Genomic DNA, 16,981 nt, shown 5'->3' on the forward strand with positions numbered 1-16,981 from the left:
GCATTAATCCGCGGGTGTTTAAGTCTGTATCTGGCAACGTACGCCTAAAGCCGCCCCTGAGCCTGCAGCCATTCACGCAGCAGGAACAACGCACTAACGTTACGCGCCTCATTGAAGTCCTCTTCATCCAGCAGCGTCATCAGTTGCGACAGCGGCCAACGGACCTGCGGCAACGGCTCTGGCTCATCGCCCGGCAGCGATTCCGGGTAGAGATCTTCCGCTACCAGGATATTCATCCTGCTGGAGAAATAGGAAGGCGCCATGCTCAGTTTTTTTAAAAAGGTCAGCTTTCGCGCCCCAAACCCAACTTCTTCCTTCAGCTCGCGATTAGCGGCTTCCGGCACGCTTTCCCCCGGATCAATCAGACCTTTAGAAAAACCCAGTTCATAAGACTCCGTACCGACAGCGTATTCACGGATCAATATAATATGGTCATCGACAATCGGCACAATCATCACAGCTTCACGGGTAGAAGGCCGCATCCGCTCATACACGCGGCGCACGCCGTTGCTGAACTCCAGATCCACGCTTTCAACATTAAAAAGGCGCGAGCGCGCGACAGTTTCAACATTGAGAATGGCAGGTTTTTGTAATGATTTGCTCATTGTCATCGGTCTATGCTGTGATTACAGAGGTTATTGTGCGATACGCAGCACGGTTTCGGCAATTCAATTCGCCATTAATTTACATAGTTGCAACTTAACCATCTTAAATGCCGTTGATATAAAGACAAAAAAGTCAATAGGTTGAATAGCTTTTGAGAATTTACTGATTCCTGGATTTTAACGTTTTTGATAAGGTTGTATTCTGCTGCGTGGCGCTATCAATTTTCCCGTTTTGACACGACATATGCCGAATACGTACGACTTTTTACCTCCGGTGTGAACGGCTACCGACGATACCAGTAAGAAAAGAATAATTATGATGGGATGGGCATGGGCACCTTTCTGATTTTTTTGCTAGCTCTGCTAATCTGTGCATTGCTTATAGGGTGGTGGTATCGAACGCACGCCAGACGTCGCCGCCTGCCGCTGTTGCATGCATTTAGCGATGCCGCGACGCGCAAGCTCGCTGATGACGAGCGCAGTGCTGCGGAAAAATATCTCGGCGATCTCAGTCGCAACCAGCAACTGCCGGCTTCGGGCGCCAGCGCCGCGCCGGTCAACCTGCGGCTGAATGAACAGAGTGACACCGTTTTTACTGTTACCCGGGCGATTACCCGCTACGGCATCACCACTGACGATCTGAATAAGTGGCGCTACTTCCTTGATTCAGTAGAAGTTCATCTTCCTCCATTCTGGGAACAACATATCAACGATGAAAACAGCGTCGAGTTAATTCCAACCGATAGCCTGCCGCTGGTCATTGCCCTCAACGGGCAAACGCTGAAGGACTACCCTCAGGAGGCAAGGGGCTTCGCCCTTGAGCCAACGACGGCGACACAGGCCTCTATCCGTGGAGAAGAGAGCGAGCAAGTTGAACTGTTGAGTATCCGCCCGGAAACAACGGAAGAGCACGCGCTCAGCCGCCCTGATAGCCTGCGTGAAGCGGTCCTGGTCGTTGTCGCGTTCCTGCTGTTTTATTGTAGTCTGCTCAGCCCTGAGGTCTTTGCCCCCTGGCTACTGATCGGTGGCGTTTTGCTGCTACTGGCCGGTGTATGGGGCATTTATGCGCCGCCGCGTAAAACAACACTTCGGGAAATTCATTGCCTGCGCGGCATGCCTAAACGCTGGGGACTGTTTGGCGAAAATAACCAGGAACATATCAACAATATTTCTCTCGGCATTATCGACCTCATCTACCCACGCCACTGGCAACCGTGGATTACCCAGGATCTCGGCCAGCAAACGGATATTGATATCTACCTCAGTCGCCATGTTGTCCGCCAGGGGCGTTTTCTGTCGCTGCATGATGAGGTCAAAAACTTCCCGCTTCAATACTGGCTACGCAGCGCGATTATCGCCTCGGGCGCGCTGTTGGTTGTTGTTATGTTATGGGCCAGCGTACCGCTGGATATGCCTTTTAAATTCACCCTTTCATGGCTGAAAGGCGCACAGACTATTGAAGCCACAACGGTCGCCCAGCTAGAGAAGTCACATATCCGGATCGGCGACACGCTGCGCCTGAAGGGAAGCGGCATGTGTAATATCCACACGCCGGGCGCCTGGACAGCAAAAGAGAACCTGCCGTTCAGGCCATTCGACTGTTCGCAAATCGTCTGGAATGATGCCCCTCCCCTGCCACTGCCGGAGTCAGATATTGTCACCAGGGCGACAGCGTTAATGCAAACCGTTCAGCGCCAGCTCCATCCCGAATCAACCGATCAGTCACACGTCAGTCCAGCGCTGCGTTCCGCCATCCAGAAATCAGGGATGGTGCTGCTTGATGACTTTGGCGATATCGTGACAAAAACCAACGATCTCTGTTCGGCAAAAGATGACTGTATTCGGCTGAAGAATGCGCTGGTCAATCTTGGCAACACGCATAACTGGGAAACCCTGATCAAACGCGCGAACACGGGTAAACTGGATGGCGTCAATGTACTTCTGCGGCCGGTCAGCGCTGAGTCGCTGGAAAACCTGGTCACTACATCCACCGCGCCATTTGTCAGCCGCGAAACCTCACGCGCAGCCCAGGCGCTAAATAGCCCGGCGCCGGGCGGTTTCTTGATTATCAGCGATGAAGGAAGCAGCCTGGTGAATCAACCATGGCCAACTGCCGGACTATATGACTTTCCCGCACATCAGCAGTGGAGCGAACTGCAGCGACTGGCGGGTATGTTGATGCACACGCCGTTTCAGGCGGAAGGGATCGTCACGAACCTCTATACCGATGCCAACGGTACCCAGCATGTTAATCTGCACCGAATCCCCGATCGTACCGGTCTGTGGCGTTACCTCGGGACAACGCTACTGCTGCTGGCAATGCTGGGCTGCATGGTCTATCACAGTATCCAGGCTATACGTCGCTATCAGCGGCACCGTCAACGCCAGGAAGAGATCCAGAAATACTACGAAAACTGTCTGAATCCGGTTCTGCTCTCCTCGCCAGACACGCAAGAATAATTCTCTGCGCGACGGGGTATGATACCCTGTCGCGCCATTCCCTTCTCTGGAGACTTACCATGCATGTTGATATCGCCTGGCAGGAAGTTGATACCGTTCTGCTGGATATGGACGGTACGCTTCTCGACCTCGCCTTTGACAACTATTTCTGGCAAAAACTGGTCCCGGAAACCTGGGGAGCCGCGCGGGGGCTCAATCTGCAGGAAGCCAGGGAAGCGATACGTCAGGAGTATCACGCGGTGCAACATACGCTAAACTGGTACTGTCTGGACTACTGGAGCGAACGCCTGGATTTGGATATTTATGCCATGACCAGCGAGCAGGGGCCGCGGGCCGCGCTGCGTGACGATACCGTGCCGTTTCTTGATGCCCTGCAAACCCACGGTAAGCGCAGGATTTTACTGACTAACGCCCATCCGCATAATCTGGCGGTAAAGCTAAAACATACCGGGCTGGACGCGCACCTTGATTTATTGCTTTCCACCCACACATTTGGTTATCCGAAAGAGGATCAGCGACTGTGGCGCGCGGTGGCCGAAGAAATCGGCATTGATGCGCGCAAAACGCTCTTTGTTGACGATAACGAAGCGATTCTGGATGCGGCGGCAACATTTGGCATCCGCTATTGCCTGGGTGTCACCAACCCCGATTCCGGGCTTGAGGAAAAAAGCTATGCGCATCATCCGGGACTGAATGACTACCGGCAACTGATCCCCTCACTGACCCAACAGGAGAGGCCATGAAAGAAAAATCCGTCGAAGCCATCCGGCTGGACAAATGGCTTTGGGCAGCACGCATTTATAAAACCCGCGCGCTGGCGCGCGAGATGATTGAAGGCGGTAAGGTGCATTACAATGGGCAGCGTAGCAAACCAGGGAAAGTGGTCGAGCTGAATGCCACCCTGATGCTCCGCCAGGGCAATGATGAGCGCACTATTGTGGTAAAAGGCATTAGCGGACAACGTCGGCCAGCCAGCGAAGCTGTCGCGCTTTACGAAGAGACGGCGGAAAGCATTGAGAAACGCGAGAAAATGGCGCTGGCGCGCAAAATGAACGCGCTAACCATGCCGCATCCCGACAGACGTCCGGATAAGAAAGAGCGCCGCGACCTGATGAGATTTAAACACGGCAATAGTGAATAACTGTGGCCAGCAAGAGAGATTATTATGACTCAACACGATCAATTACACCGCTATCTGTTTGAAAATTATGCCGTACGCGGTGAGCTGGTAACCGTTTCAGAAACCTTAGAACAGATTCTGACGAACCACAGCTATCCGCAGCCGGTTAAAACCGTGCTGGCGGAGCTACTGGTCGCCACCAGCCTGCTGACCGCAACGCTGAAGTTTGCTGGCGATATTACCGTTCAGTTGCAGGGTGATGGCCCGCTATCGCTGGCGGTAATTAACGGCAACAATCAGCAGCAGATGCGCGGCGTCGCCCGCACCCAGGGCGAGATCCCGGAAGGCGCGGATCTGAAAACCCTGGTCGGTAATGGATATCTGGTCATTACGATCTCGCCGGAAGAAGGCGAGCGCTATCAGGGCGTGGTCGGTCTGGAGGGCGATACGCTGGCGGCTTGTCTGGAAGATTATTTCCAGCGCTCAGAACAGCTGCCCACTCGTCTGATCATTCGTAGCGGTGAGCATGACGGCAAACCGATGGCAGGTGGCATGCTGTTGCAGGTTCTGCCTGCGCAAGATGCGCAGGCGGCTGATTTCGAACATCTCAGCACCCTGACCGATACCATCAAAGCTGAAGAGCTATTCACCCTGCCAGCAAACGACGTGCTCTGGCGTCTGTACCACGAAGAAGAAGTGACCGTCTACGAGCCGCAGAACGTAGAGTTTAAATGTACCTGCTCTCGTGAACGCTGTGCCGGCGCGCTGAAAACGTTGCCGGATGAGGAGATTGACAGCATCCTGGCAGATGAAGGGGAGATTGATATGCACTGCGACTACTGCGGCAATCATTACCTCTTTAATGCAATGGACATCGCCGAGATCCGCAACAACGCTTCTCCGGCTGACCCGCAGATTCACTAATTACCCTTCCGCCAGGCGTCCGAACGCGCTTTTGTTCCCGGTGCCTGGCGTCAAGTTTTTATTTACGGGATGAATCGATTCTCAATGAAAGAGTTACGTAATTTTCTTTCAGGTAAGCGATTACATTCACATTTCAGCAGTTTTTTTAATTACTTTTTAACCATTAAGAAACATTGACCCTCACTGACAGCCTGTTTTCTGCAATAATTCCTCACGCTTCGTGACAGGAGTCACAACGTTTTTCGTCAGCCTGGCGTTTGTCGAGATACGTAAATCTATGAGCCTGGTCGCGGTCTATACCCCGTAATAACCCCTACAATTTCCAGTAATATAAATTGGCTAAGGAGCAGTGACATGCGCGTTAATAATGGTTTAACCCCGCAGGATCTCAAGGCTTATGGTATTTCTGACGTCCATGATATCGTTTACAACCCCAGCTACGATACTTTATATCAGGAAGAACTTGCCCCTAACCTGGAAGGTTATGAACGGGGCGTATTAACCAATCTCGGCGCGATCGCCGTCGATACCGGTATTTTTACCGGCCGTTCTCCAAAAGATAAATATATCGTTCGTGACGATACCACTCGCGATACCGTGTGGTGGTCTGATAAAGGCAAAGGAAAGAACGACAACAAGCCGCTGTCTGAAGAAACGTGGCAACACCTGAAAGGTCTGGTTACTCGCCAGCTCTCTGGCAAGCGACTGTTTATTGTTGATGCCTTCTGCGGCGCAAACGCCGACACTCGCCTGAGCGTCCGCTTTATTACCGAAGTCGCCTGGCAGGCGCATTTTGTGAAAAACATGTTTATTCGCCCAGACGATGAAGAGCTGGCAACCTTCGCACCGGATTTTATCGTGATGAACGGCGCGAAATGCACGAATCCACAATGGAAAGAGCAGGGCCTGAATTCCGAAAACTTCGTTGCTTTCAACCTGACCGAACGCATTCAGCTGATTGGCGGGACCTGGTATGGCGGTGAAATGAAAAAAGGCATGTTCTCCATCATGAACTACCTGCTGCCGCTGAAAGGTATCGCTTCCATGCACTGCTCCGCCAACGTCGGGGAAAAAGAAGATGTCGCCATCTTCTTCGGCCTTTCCGGCACCGGTAAAACCACCCTTTCCACTGACCCGAAACGTCGTCTGATTGGCGATGACGAACACGGCTGGGATGATGATGGCGTATTTAACTTCGAAGGCGGCTGCTACGCGAAGACGATTAAGCTTTCCGAAGCCGCTGAGCCGGATATCTACCATGCGATTCGCCGCGATGCGCTGCTGGAGAATGTCGTGGTATTGGCCGATGGCTCCATTGATTTTAATGATGCCTCGAAGACCGAGAACACGCGTGTTTCTTACCCGATCAACCATATCGAAAATATCGTTAAGCCGATCTCGAAAGCTGGCCATGCCACTAAGGTTATCTTCCTGACCGCCGATGCGTTTGGCGTGTTACCGCCGGTTTCTCGCCTGACCGCCGATCAGACCCAGTACCACTTCCTGTCAGGTTTCACCGCCAAACTGGCCGGTACCGAACGCGGAGTAACCGAGCCAACACCCACCTTCTCCGCCTGCTTCGGCGCCGCGTTCCTGTCGCTGCACCCGACGCAATACGCGGAAGTGCTGGTCAAGCGGATGCAGGCTTCCGGCGCACAGGCTTACCTGGTCAACACCGGCTGGAACGGCACCGGCAAACGTATCTCGCTCAAGGATACCCGCGCCATTATCGATGCCATCCTCAACGGCTCGCTGGACAATGCCGAAACCTTCACCCTGCCGATATTTGAACTGCAGATCCCGACAGCGCTGCCGGGTGTGGATAGCCATATCCTCGATCCGCGTAATACCTACGGCTCGCCAGAGCAGTGGCAGGAGAAAGCCGGGCAACTGGCGCAACTGTTCGTCGAGAACTTTGAAAAGTATACCGATACCCCAGCAGGCGCCGCGCTGGTGACCGCCGGGCCGAAACGCTAAGCGGTTCGTCAAAACCAGGCGATCACCACCTCCATAAGAGGTGGTTTAAGATTGACCATAAAAAGCCGGGAATATCCCGGCTTTTTATGGTAATTAAGCGACTTATCGGTCCAGCTTCTTCTTTCCCGCTGCCTTACGACGTTTATCCAGATCCTTAATCAGTCTGTTTACCTGCTCATCAGCAAACATCGCCTCCAGCGTGGTGGCAAGTTTACGCCGCCAGTTGGGATATTCCGTGCTGGTTCCCGGAATATTGACAGGCTCAGCCATCTCCAGCCAATCCTCCGGCTGCAGCCCCAGCAGCGCGCTGTTGCTGTCGGCAATATAGCGCTGCATTCCGCGATTCAGGGTTGACGTCATCCCCATCAGCGAGGCTTTATGTCCGCATCGCTTCGGCAAACAGCCGTAGCGATGCAGCGCATCCAGCAATCCTTGTTTCGCCCGCTCGCGCTCCTGATATAACCCGCGTAGCACCACCTCATCCGGATACAGTCCCAGCGATTTCCCCAGCGTCAGGTCGCCACTTTCCCAGTAGCCGCGCAGCGTTGGCAGATCATGCGTCGTTGCCACAGCCATTGATTGCTGCGGATACGCCTTCGGCGCGCGGAAAGTCTTTTCGTGGTCATTTTCAAAATAGAGCACTTTATAAGAGTAAACGCCGCTTTTACGCAGCTTACCGACAATCTCAACCGGCACCGTACCCAGATCTTCACCAATCACCATACAGCGATGACGCTGGCTCTCCAGTGCCAGAATCGACAGCAGATCATCCACCGGATACTGCACATAAGCCCCGTGATCGGCCGTCTCACCGTATGGGATCCACCATAAACGCAGCACTGACATTACATGATCGATCCGCAGCGCGCCGCAGTTTTGCATGTTCGCGCGCAGCAGCTCGATAAACGGCTCATAGCCACGCGCCAGGATGATATGCGGATCCATTGGCGGCAGGCCCCAGTTCTGCCCCAGCGGCCCCAGAATATCCGGCGGCGCGCCAACGGAGGCTTTCAGGCAGTACAGCTCGCGGTCACGCCAGGTTTCCGCGCCGCCTTCCGCAACACCGACCGCCAAATCGCGATACAGGCCAATTGGCATGTCGTCGTTTTGGCTGGTGTGCCAGCACCTGGCAAACTGCGTGTAAGCCAGCCACTGCAGCCACAGGTAAAAATTCACCTCATCGGCACGCTCAGTGCAGAAGGCTTTCACTTCCGGGCTATTCGTATCCTGGTAAGCTTTCGGCCAGACCGGCCATCCCCAGTACATTGAATTCTGCTGCATCAGCCAGGCATGCAGCGCGTCAAACGCCGCCTGCCAGTACAGGCTTTCACCCTCCCGGGCGACAAACTGACGAAACGCTGCCATCGTCTCATCATTGCGGGCGGAAAACCCTTTCCATGCCATGCGCAGCGCGGTGAGTTTCAGCGCAGTAATGGCCGTATAGTCCACATCATCGCACTGCCGTGCGGCCTGCAATGCCTGCTGTGTAGCCGGGGATTGCCACCATTTCTGCGCCTCTTTGCTGTGACGGAAATCGTCTACCGCATTGACATCAATATAGATAATGTTGAGCCAGCGGCGCGAAGAGGGGCTATACGGACTGGCGCTCTCCGGGTTCGCCGGATAGAGCGCATGGATTGGGTTAAGGCCAATAAACGAACCGCCGCGACGGGCGATTTCCGGCAACATGGCGCGTAAATCGCCAAAGTCGCCAATCCCCCAGTTCTTCTCCGAGCGCAGGGTATAAAGCTGCACGCAGGTTCCCCACAGTTTCCGGCCATCCTTCAGCGCCTGCGGTTCATAACAACGCACAGGCGCCACGATGATCCGGCTGTGCCAACGCTCGCCATCCTGGGTCAGCGTCAGGGTGTGATAGCCTTCCGGTAGTCTGGCAGGCAACGGCAGCGCCTCACCGCCGCGCGTCTGGCCTTGATACTGTTTCCCTTCTTCAGTGGTAAGGATCCAGTTGAATTCCCCCTGGCCCGTCACCGGCAGCGACATCCTTTTGCCGTAGGTAAATACCTGCACAACCGGTAGCGGATTAACGGCCACTTTCGTGGCAGTCATCGTACGATGCATCGCATCCAGTAGCCGCTGCTTGGTCGCCGCAGCAATTAACTGCGGCTTACCGTGCGCGTTGATGTAATTTGGGCTTATTCCCGCCGCCAGGGCAGCGTTATCAAGGCGTTTACTCTCCATAGGCCCGTCCTTAGCGTTTTGCCTGCCAGATACGTTGCTGATAATCGCGAATCGATCGGTCAGAACTGAACATGCCGCAGCGCGCGGTGTTCAGAATCGCCGCGCGAGTCCAGGCCTGCTGGTCGCGATATAACTCATCAACCTGCTTCTGCGCCGCGACATAAGCCGCAAAATCAGCCAGCACCAGATACGGATCGCCGCCTTTCAACAAGCTATGCAGCAGTTGTTCAAAGGCATGTTTATCGCCATCGCTGTATTTACCGCTCTCCAGCTCTTTCAGCACCGCATCCAGCAGTTTATCTTTCTTACGCCATTTCAGCGGATCGTAGCCCTTCGCCTTCAGCGCTTTCACCTCTTCCACCGTATGGCCGAAGATAAAGATGTTTTCTTCTCCCACCTGCTCAGCGATTTCTACGTTCGCGCCATCCAGGGTTCCAACGGTCAGCGCGCCGTTCAGCGCCAGTTTCATATTACCGGTACCGGAAGCTTCTTTACCCGCGGTGGAGATCTGCTCGGAGATATCCGCCGCCGGGATCAGCATTTCCGCCGCCGACACGCAGTAGTCCGGCAGGAAGACGACTTTCAGTTTATCGCCCACCTGCGGATCGCTATTGATCGCCGCCGCGACCTTGTTGATCGCCCAAATAATATTCTTCGCCAGATAGTAGCCCGGCGCGGCTTTCGCGCCGAACAGAAACACGCGTGGTACGCGGTCTGTCTGCGGATTTTCGCGGATCTCTTTGTACAGCGCGAGAATATGAAGCAGGTTAAGGTGCTGACGTTTATACTCATGCAGACGTTTAATCTGGATATCGAAAATCGCCTGCGGGTTAATCTCAATGCCGGTACGCCGCTTCACAAACTCCGCCAGGCGAACCTTGTTGGCCTGTTTAATGTCGCGATAAGTCTGGCAAAACTTCGCATCATCGGCATATTTTTCCAGGCTGATCAGCTGATCGAGGTCGTTAACCCACTCTTTCTTCAGCGTCTTGTCCAGCAGCGAAGCCAGAGCCGGGTTGCACAGTTTGATCCAGCGGCGCGGGGTAATACCGTTGGTGACGTTATGAAATTTATTCGGCCACAACTGGTGATATTCCGGGAACAGATCCTTCACCACCAGGTCGGAGTGCAGCGCGGCAACGCCGTTTACCGCAAATCCGCCCACCACGCACAGATTCGCCATACGAACCTGTTTATCGTGAACCACCGCCAGTTTTGCCCATACCAGCTCATCGCCCGGCCAGGTTTTATCCACCAGCGTTTTAAATCTGTCGTTAATCTCTTTGATAATCTGCATATGACGCGGCAACAGCGTTTTCACCAGTTTCTCATCCCAGCACTCCAGCGCTTCCGGCATCAGGGTGTGGTTGGTATAAGCGAAGGTTTTGCTGGTTATCGCCCAGGCGTCGTCCCAGTTCAACTGATGCTCGTCGATCAGCACCCGCAGCAGTTCCGGAATCGCAATTGTCGGATGCGTATCGTTAAGCTGGATCACTTCGTAATCCGCCAGTTCCGTCAGCTTGCGGCCAGCGAGATGATGGCGACGCAGAATATCGGCAACCGAACAGGCGCACTGGAAGTACTGCTGCATCAAACGCAGTTTTTTACCCGCCTGATGGTTATCGTTCGGATACAGAACCTTAGTCAGCTTTTCAGCGTCAATGCCCTGCTGTTCAGCGCGCAGGAAATCACCATCATTGAATTTAGTCAGATTAAAGGGATGCGCGTGTTGAGCCTGCCACAGACGTAGCGGCTGAGCGACATTATTGCGATAGCCAAGTACCGGCAGATCCCAGGCTTCGCCGGTAATCACAAATGCCGGTATCCACTCGCCGCCTTTAGTGACTTTACCACCGAGGCCAACCTGGACATCCAGCGCTTCGTTATGACGGAACCACGGGTAACGGTTACGCCCCCAGTCATCCGGCGCTTCCATCTGCTGGCCGTCAACGAAAGACTGACGGAACAGGCCGTATTGGTAGTTCAGGCCGTAACCGATCGCCGACTGGCCAACGGTCGCCATTGAATCCAGAAAACAGGCCGCCAGACGACCAAGGCCGCCGTTCCCTAAACCCGGATCGATCTCCTCTTCCAGCAGATCGCTCAGATTAATATCATGCGTCTGAAGTTCATCGCTTACCGCCTGATACCAGCCAAGATTAAGCAAGTTGTTGCCGGTCAGGCGACCGATCAAAAATTCCATTGAGATATAGTTTACATGACGCTGACCTTCGGCCGCTTTCGCCACCGGCTGCGCTGACAACATCTCGGACAGCGCACCACTCACGGCACACCACCATTGACGCCGGGTCATCCCGGCAGCGGACTGTAAACCAAAATGCTGCCACTGACGCGTCAGTGCAGCCTGAAACTGAGCTTTGTTAAAAGAAGTCTGTGACATAAGAAATCCGGGTCCTTTACGAAAACGTTAGCGTTAGTGTGCCGACCTCCCGGAGTCACGTCCTCATCCCGCCAGGGATTAGCCGGGGAGGAGTCGCAGGGATGAGCGAAAAGTGTGATAGTGGCCACCGTTATGTTAGCTTACTGGCGAATTATGCGGCAAAAATCGCCATACCGGAACAGCAAATCTCTCCCCCATGATGATGCTGAAATGCGTTACGTGACAGAACAATATAGGTAAGTAAAAGTTTGTTTTGTAAATATGGATAAATAAAAATAAATATTAGAGGAATAAACAGACTTCTATGGAGAAATAGTTCAAAAGAGGGATTCTAAGAAATTACTGATAATAATTTAATAAAAACAAACAACTACTCACATTGTAAAAAAAACGTGCCCTTCAGCCCTCGAAATCCCTCTGAACCCAGCAACCGCGCATACTGGCATCTTTTTATGCACATTTCACTCAGCATATAAATTTGTGACATAGAGCAAATTAAAGAGTATAAATCCCGGACATAACTTGCAATAAAATTCATTCTGGTCAACCTTGTTAGATATTAATTACGAAGCGCAAAAAAAAACGTAACTCCGCCCTTGCACAGCGAAATAATGAAGAACTATGTTGATTCCGTCTAAATTAAGTCGTCCGGTCCGCCTTGAACACACCGTCGTTCGTGAGCGATTACTGGCGAAACTTTCCGGCGCGAACAATTATCGTCTCGCGCTGGTGACCAGTCCGGCAGGATACGGTAAGACCACGCTCGTTGCTCAATGGGCAGCAGGGAAAAATCACCTTGGCTGGTTCTCACTGGATGAAGGTGATAACCAACAGGAGCGTTTTGCCAGTTACCTCATCGCTGCCATTCAACAGGCCACCGGTGGTCACTGTACGGCCAGTGAAACAATGGTGCAAAAGCGCCAGTATGCCAGCCTGCCTTCCCTCTTCGCACAATTATTCATTGAGCTTGCCGACTGGCAGAATCCGCTTTTCCTGGTCATTGATGATTACCACCTGATTAGCAACCCGGTCATTCATGATGCAATGCGCTTCTTTCTCCGCCATCAGCCGGAAAATATGACCCTGGTGGTTCTGTCGCGTAACCTGCCGCAACTGGGGATTGCCAACCTGCGCGTGCGCGATCAGCTCCTTGAAATCGGCAGTCAACAACTCGCTTTTACCCATCAGGAAACCAAGCAGTTTTTTGACTGCCGTCTCAGCTCGCCAATTGAAGCCGACGAGAGCAAACGGCTGTGTGACGATGTTGCCGGGTGGGCCACCGCCCTGCAGTTGATTGCGCTTTCGGCACGAAATAACAATACTTCCGCGCATCACTCAGCCCGACGTCTTGCCGGCATTAACGCCAGTCACCTTTCTGACTACCTGGTCGATGAGGTGCTGGATAACGTTGATCCTCAGACGCGTAACTTTTTGCTGAAAAGCGCGTTACTGCGTTCAATGAACGATGCGCTCATCGTCCGCGTCACCGGGGAAGAGAATGGCCAGATGAAGCTGGAAGAGATTGAGCGCCAGGGATTATTCCTGCAACGAATGGACGATTCCGGCGAGTGGTTCCGCTACCATCCGCTATTCGGCAATTTCCTGCGCCAGCGCTGCCAGTGGGAGCTGGCGGTCGAACTGCCGGATATACACCGCGCGGCAGCCGAGAGCTGGATGGCGCAAGGCTTTCCGAGCGAGGCTATTCACCACGCTCTGGCCGCTGGTGATGCCACCATGCTGCGCGATATTCTGCTCAATCACGCATGGGGCATGTTTAACCACAGCGAGCTGAGTTTGCTGGAGCAGTCCCTCGCCGCGCTGCCATGGTCAAACCTGCTGGAAAACCCGCGTTTAATTTTGTTGCAGGCCTGGCTTATGCAAAGCCAGCACCGCTATAGCGAAGTGAATACCCTGCTGGCGCGCGCCGAGCAGGAGATGGACCGGGAAATGGATATTGCCATGCATGGGGATTTCAATGCCCTGCGAGCCCAGGTGGCGATTAATGCCGGCGATCAGGACGAAGCCGAACGCCTGGCGATGGTGGCCCTTGATGAACTGCCGCTGGCCAGCTACTACAGTCGTATCGTTGCAACATCAGTACACGGCGAAGTGCTGCACTGCAAAGGCCAGTTGAGCCAGTCGCTGGCGGTCATGCAGCAAACGGAACAGATGTCCCGCCATCATGATGTCTGGCACTATGCGCTGTGGAGTATGATCCAGCAGAGCGAAATTCTGTTTGCTCAGGGCTTCCTGCAGGCCGCCTGGGAGATTCAGGAAAAAGCCTTTCAGTTAATTCGCGAGCAGCATCTTGAGCAACTGCCCATGCATGAATTCCTGTTGCGCATTCGTTCCCAACTCCTGTGGGCCTGGGCGCGCCTGGATGAAGCGGAGACGTCCGCGCGCAATGGCATGAACGTACTTTCCTCCTATCAACCGCAGCAACAGTTACAGTGCCTGACCCTGATGATCCAGTGTTCGCTGGCGCGCGGCGATCTGGATAATGCCCGCAGTCATTTGAATCGTCTTGAAAATCTGCTCGGAAACGGCAATTACCATAGCGACTGGGTATCCAATGCCGATAAAGTCCGGGTGATTTACTGGCAAATGACCGGCGATAAAGCCGCAGCGGCGAACTGGCTGCGTCAGACGCCAAAACCGGAATTTGCCAATAACCACTTCCTGCAGAGTCAGTGGCGCAATATCGCCCGCGCGCAGATCCTGCTCGGTGATTTTGATTCCGCCGAAATGGTGCTGGATGAGTTAAACGACAATGCCCGCTCGCTGCGTCTGATGAGCGATCTGAACCGCAACCTGCTGTTACTCAACCAGCTTTACTGGCAGGCAGGGCGTAAAAGCGAAGCTCAGAAAGCGCTACTGGAAGCGCTCGCACTCGCCAACCGTACCGGATTCATTAACCATTTTGTCATTGAAGGCGAGACGATGGCGCAGCAGCTACGCCAGTTGATTCAGCTCAATACGCTACCGGAACTGGAACAGCATCGCGCTCAGCGCATTCTGCGCGATATCAACCAGCATCACCGTCACAAATTCGCCCACTTTGATGAAAGCTTTGTCGAACGCCTGCTGAATCATCCGGATGTCCCGGAACTGATTCGTACCAGCCCGCTGACCCAGCGCGAATGGCAGGTACTCGGGCTTATCTATTCCGGCTATAGCAACGAGCAAATTGCCGGTGAACTGGATGTTGCGGCCACCACCATCAAGACCCATATTCGCAATTTGTACCAGAAGCTTGGCGTAGCGCACCGCCAGGATGCCGTACAGCATGCCCAGCAGTTGTTGAAAATGATGGGATATGGCGTTTAGCGATAACCGAATTTAATCCCAGGCGGAAAGGCCGCCATCCGCCTGGCGTCTTCCCTTCGCCATCGCCGGCGATAACCCGCGTGTTTGTTAAGCAACCTGCCCTCAGGAGCCTCCCCGGCCAGCACAATACGCGCCAGCGGAGAAGTAACGACCTTATCCGCATCAGAGCAACACGAGTGGGCCGGGAACCCAACATACTCAGCACAGTTCCAGTTGGAGGTTGTTGTCGGTAATCACCTTCAGCACGCCAGCGGGCGGCATCATATCGGTGTAGATCGCATCAACCATGCTAATACTGCCCATGTTGACCATCGCGTTACGGCCAAATTTCGAGTGATCAACCACCAGCATCACGTGACGCGAGTTTTCAATAATCGCCCGCTTGGTGCGCACTTCGTGGTAGTCAAACTCCAGCAACGAGCCATCGCTGTCGATGCCGCTGATGCCGAGAATGCCGAAATCAAGACGAAACTGGGAGATAAAATCCAGTGTGGCCTCGCCGATAATGCCACCATCCCGGCTACGCAACTCGCCGCCTGCCAGAATAATGCGGAAGTCCTCTTTCGCCATGAGCGTATTGGCGACGTTCAGGTTATTGGTGACGATACGCAGATCGCTATGATTGAGTAAGGCATGCGCCACCGCTTCCGGCGTCGTACCGATATCGATAAACAGGGTCGCGCCATCGGGGATCTCGCTCGCCACCTTGCGGGCAATGCGCTCTTTTTCCTGCGTCTGTGTCGATTTCCTGTCGTGCCAGGGAGTATTCACCGAACTGGAAGGCAGGGCCGCGCCGCCATGGTGACGCAGAATCATTTTCTGATCGGCTAAATCGTTCAGGTCACGACGAATAGTCTGTGGACTAACGGCAAACTGCTCGACCAGCTCTTCGGTACTGACATATCCCTGTTTTTTTACCAACTCAATAATCGCGTCATGACGTTGTGTTTGTTTCATGAAATATCCTGAGAGCCTCTACGTTCGTTTTCGCCCATTCTGCGTATCAACAAACGCCATCGCCAGCCCGGTCACCAGGCCAGCCACATGCGCGCCGTTCGCAATCGACATGCCGAAAACATCAAACCATCCAGCAATTAACCATACTAAAGAGAAGAGTATTAAGCCTCGCTGTAAATAAATGCCGCTCTGCGGTTCACGCTCCCCCCGCAGCCAGACATAGCCCATCAGCGCATAGACGACGCCCGACAAGCCGCCAAACCAGGGGCCGCTAAACTGATGCTGAACAAAGCCGCTTAACAAGGCGCTAATAACGGTAATCACTACCAGCTTTCCACTGCCAATACGTTTTTCTACCGCCCCGCCGAGATACCACCACCATAACAGGTTGAACAGAATATGCAGCAAGGAGAAATGCATGAGAACATGGCTAAAGTAGCGCCACACTTCAAATTTCAGCGAGGGATCATAGGGCCAGGCCAGCAACAGCATCATCGCCTGATCGCCGAAAACCGTTTGCAGAATAAACACCAGAATACAGGCGAATAAGACGACCCAGGTAAATGGCCCGGCGTTATGGCGAAGCGTTGCTAAAAAGGGGAAACGTTGGTAATGCAATCCGCTATTAGTCTGCCCCGACTGCCAACTGGCGGCCAGGTAACGTGGATCGGCGGGATTTTCCAGAAAACGGGCCAACTCGGCCTGTACGCGCCCGGCCTGACTCTCATCAGCCAGCCAGATATCGCTCTGTGCATGCTGCTGAATAGTCAGAATAATGCCCTGAGTCGCCATATAGTCGACAAACGCCTGGGCCACGCGCGGATTAGCAAAAGAGGTAATCATTAACATGCAGCGGATCGCTTATTCCACACAAAGGGAGATATGGTGATGCTGCCAACTTACTGATTTAGTGTATGATGGTGTTTTTGAGGTGCTCCAGTGGCTTCTGTTTCTATCAGCTGTCCCTCCTGTTCAGCTACTGACGGGGTGGTGCGTAACGGCAAAAGCACC

At 53.6% G+C, this 16,981-nt stretch carries 12 protein-coding genes; 7 read left to right on the top strand and 5 right to left on the bottom strand.

The window, feature by feature from the left end; genetic code table 11:
• Positions 1-44: 44 nt before the first annotated feature.
• Positions 45-605: an ADP compounds hydrolase NudE gene (gene nudE / locus ABK821_RS21870; RefSeq protein ID WP_343178055.1), complete on the bottom strand. Its 561-nt coding sequence runs from the start codon at positions 603-605 to the stop codon at positions 45-47.
• Between the two features lie 330 nt (positions 606-935).
• Between nudE and ABK821_RS21875 the strand changes: the two genes are divergently transcribed.
• The 5 genes from ABK821_RS21875 (at position 936) to pckA (ending at position 7,086) form a co-directional block, all read left to right on the top strand.
• A complete protein-coding gene (locus tag ABK821_RS21875) occupies positions 936-3,065 on the top strand; it encodes an intracellular growth attenuator family protein (RefSeq protein ID WP_138359262.1) in 2,130 nt (709 codons plus the stop codon).
• Between the two features lie 59 nt (positions 3,066-3,124).
• Positions 3,125-3,808, top strand: coding sequence for a GMP/IMP nucleotidase (gene yrfG / locus ABK821_RS21880; protein ID WP_343178056.1), 684 nt, complete (start codon positions 3,125-3,127; stop codon positions 3,806-3,808).
• The gene (gene hslR / locus ABK821_RS21885) at positions 3,805-4,206 is read left to right on the top strand and encodes a ribosome-associated heat shock protein Hsp15 (protein WP_138359266.1); all 402 of its coding nucleotides are present in this window, start codon (positions 3,805-3,807) and stop codon (positions 4,204-4,206) included. The genes yrfG and hslR overlap by 4 nt, the downstream gene beginning before the upstream one ends.
• A gap of 18 nt (positions 4,207-4,224) precedes the next feature.
• Positions 4,225-5,109 (top strand): Hsp33 family molecular chaperone HslO, encoded by an 885-nt coding sequence (gene hslO / locus ABK821_RS21890; RefSeq protein ID WP_171034817.1) that lies wholly within the window; start codon positions 4,225-4,227, stop codon positions 5,107-5,109.
• 354 nt (positions 5,110-5,463) lie between these two features.
• A complete protein-coding gene (pckA, locus tag ABK821_RS21895) occupies positions 5,464-7,086 on the top strand; it encodes a phosphoenolpyruvate carboxykinase (ATP) (RefSeq protein WP_138359270.1) in 1,623 nt (540 codons plus the stop codon).
• A gap of 102 nt (positions 7,087-7,188) precedes the next feature.
• Here pckA and malQ read toward each other — a convergent pair whose 3' ends face one another.
• Both malQ and malP read right to left on the bottom strand, forming a co-directional pair.
• Positions 7,189-9,285, bottom strand: a complete 2,097-nt coding sequence (malQ, locus tag ABK821_RS21900) for a 4-alpha-glucanotransferase (RefSeq protein WP_343178057.1) — start codon at positions 9,283-9,285, stop codon at positions 7,189-7,191.
• 10 nt (positions 9,286-9,295) lie between these two features.
• Positions 9,296-11,686, bottom strand: a complete 2,391-nt coding sequence (gene malP / locus ABK821_RS21905; RefSeq protein ID WP_308561599.1) for a maltodextrin phosphorylase — start codon at positions 11,684-11,686, stop codon at positions 9,296-9,298.
• A gap of 621 nt (positions 11,687-12,307) precedes the next feature.
• Between malP and malT the strand changes: the two genes are divergently transcribed.
• Positions 12,308-15,013 carry an HTH-type transcriptional regulator MalT gene (gene malT, locus ABK821_RS21910; protein ID WP_138359276.1) on the top strand — a complete coding sequence of 902 codons (2,706 nt, stop codon included), beginning with the start codon at positions 12,308-12,310 and terminating at the stop codon, positions 15,011-15,013.
• Between the two features lie 198 nt (positions 15,014-15,211).
• On the opposite strand, the gene ABK821_RS21915 is transcribed toward malT, so the two are convergent.
• Positions 15,212-15,970, bottom strand: coding sequence for a DeoR/GlpR family transcriptional regulator (locus ABK821_RS21915; protein ID WP_343178058.1), 759 nt, complete (start codon positions 15,968-15,970; stop codon positions 15,212-15,214).
• Positions 15,971-15,988: 18 nt separating this feature from the next.
• The gene (gene glpG, locus ABK821_RS21920) at positions 15,989-16,819 is read right to left on the bottom strand and encodes a rhomboid family intramembrane serine protease GlpG (RefSeq protein WP_138359280.1); all 831 of its coding nucleotides are present in this window, start codon (positions 16,817-16,819) and stop codon (positions 15,989-15,991) included.
• 90 nt (positions 16,820-16,909) lie between these two features.
• On the opposite strand from glpG, the gene ABK821_RS21925 reads away from it, so the two are divergent.
• On the top strand, positions 16,910-16,981 hold a 72-nt coding region (locus ABK821_RS21925; protein ID WP_001568368.1), incomplete at its 3' end, for an IS1 family transposase.

It is taken from the genome of Klebsiella sp. KE9456, from assembly GCF_043832615.1.
GTDB lineage: Bacteria > Pseudomonadota > Gammaproteobacteria > Enterobacterales > Enterobacteriaceae > Klebsiella > Klebsiella indica.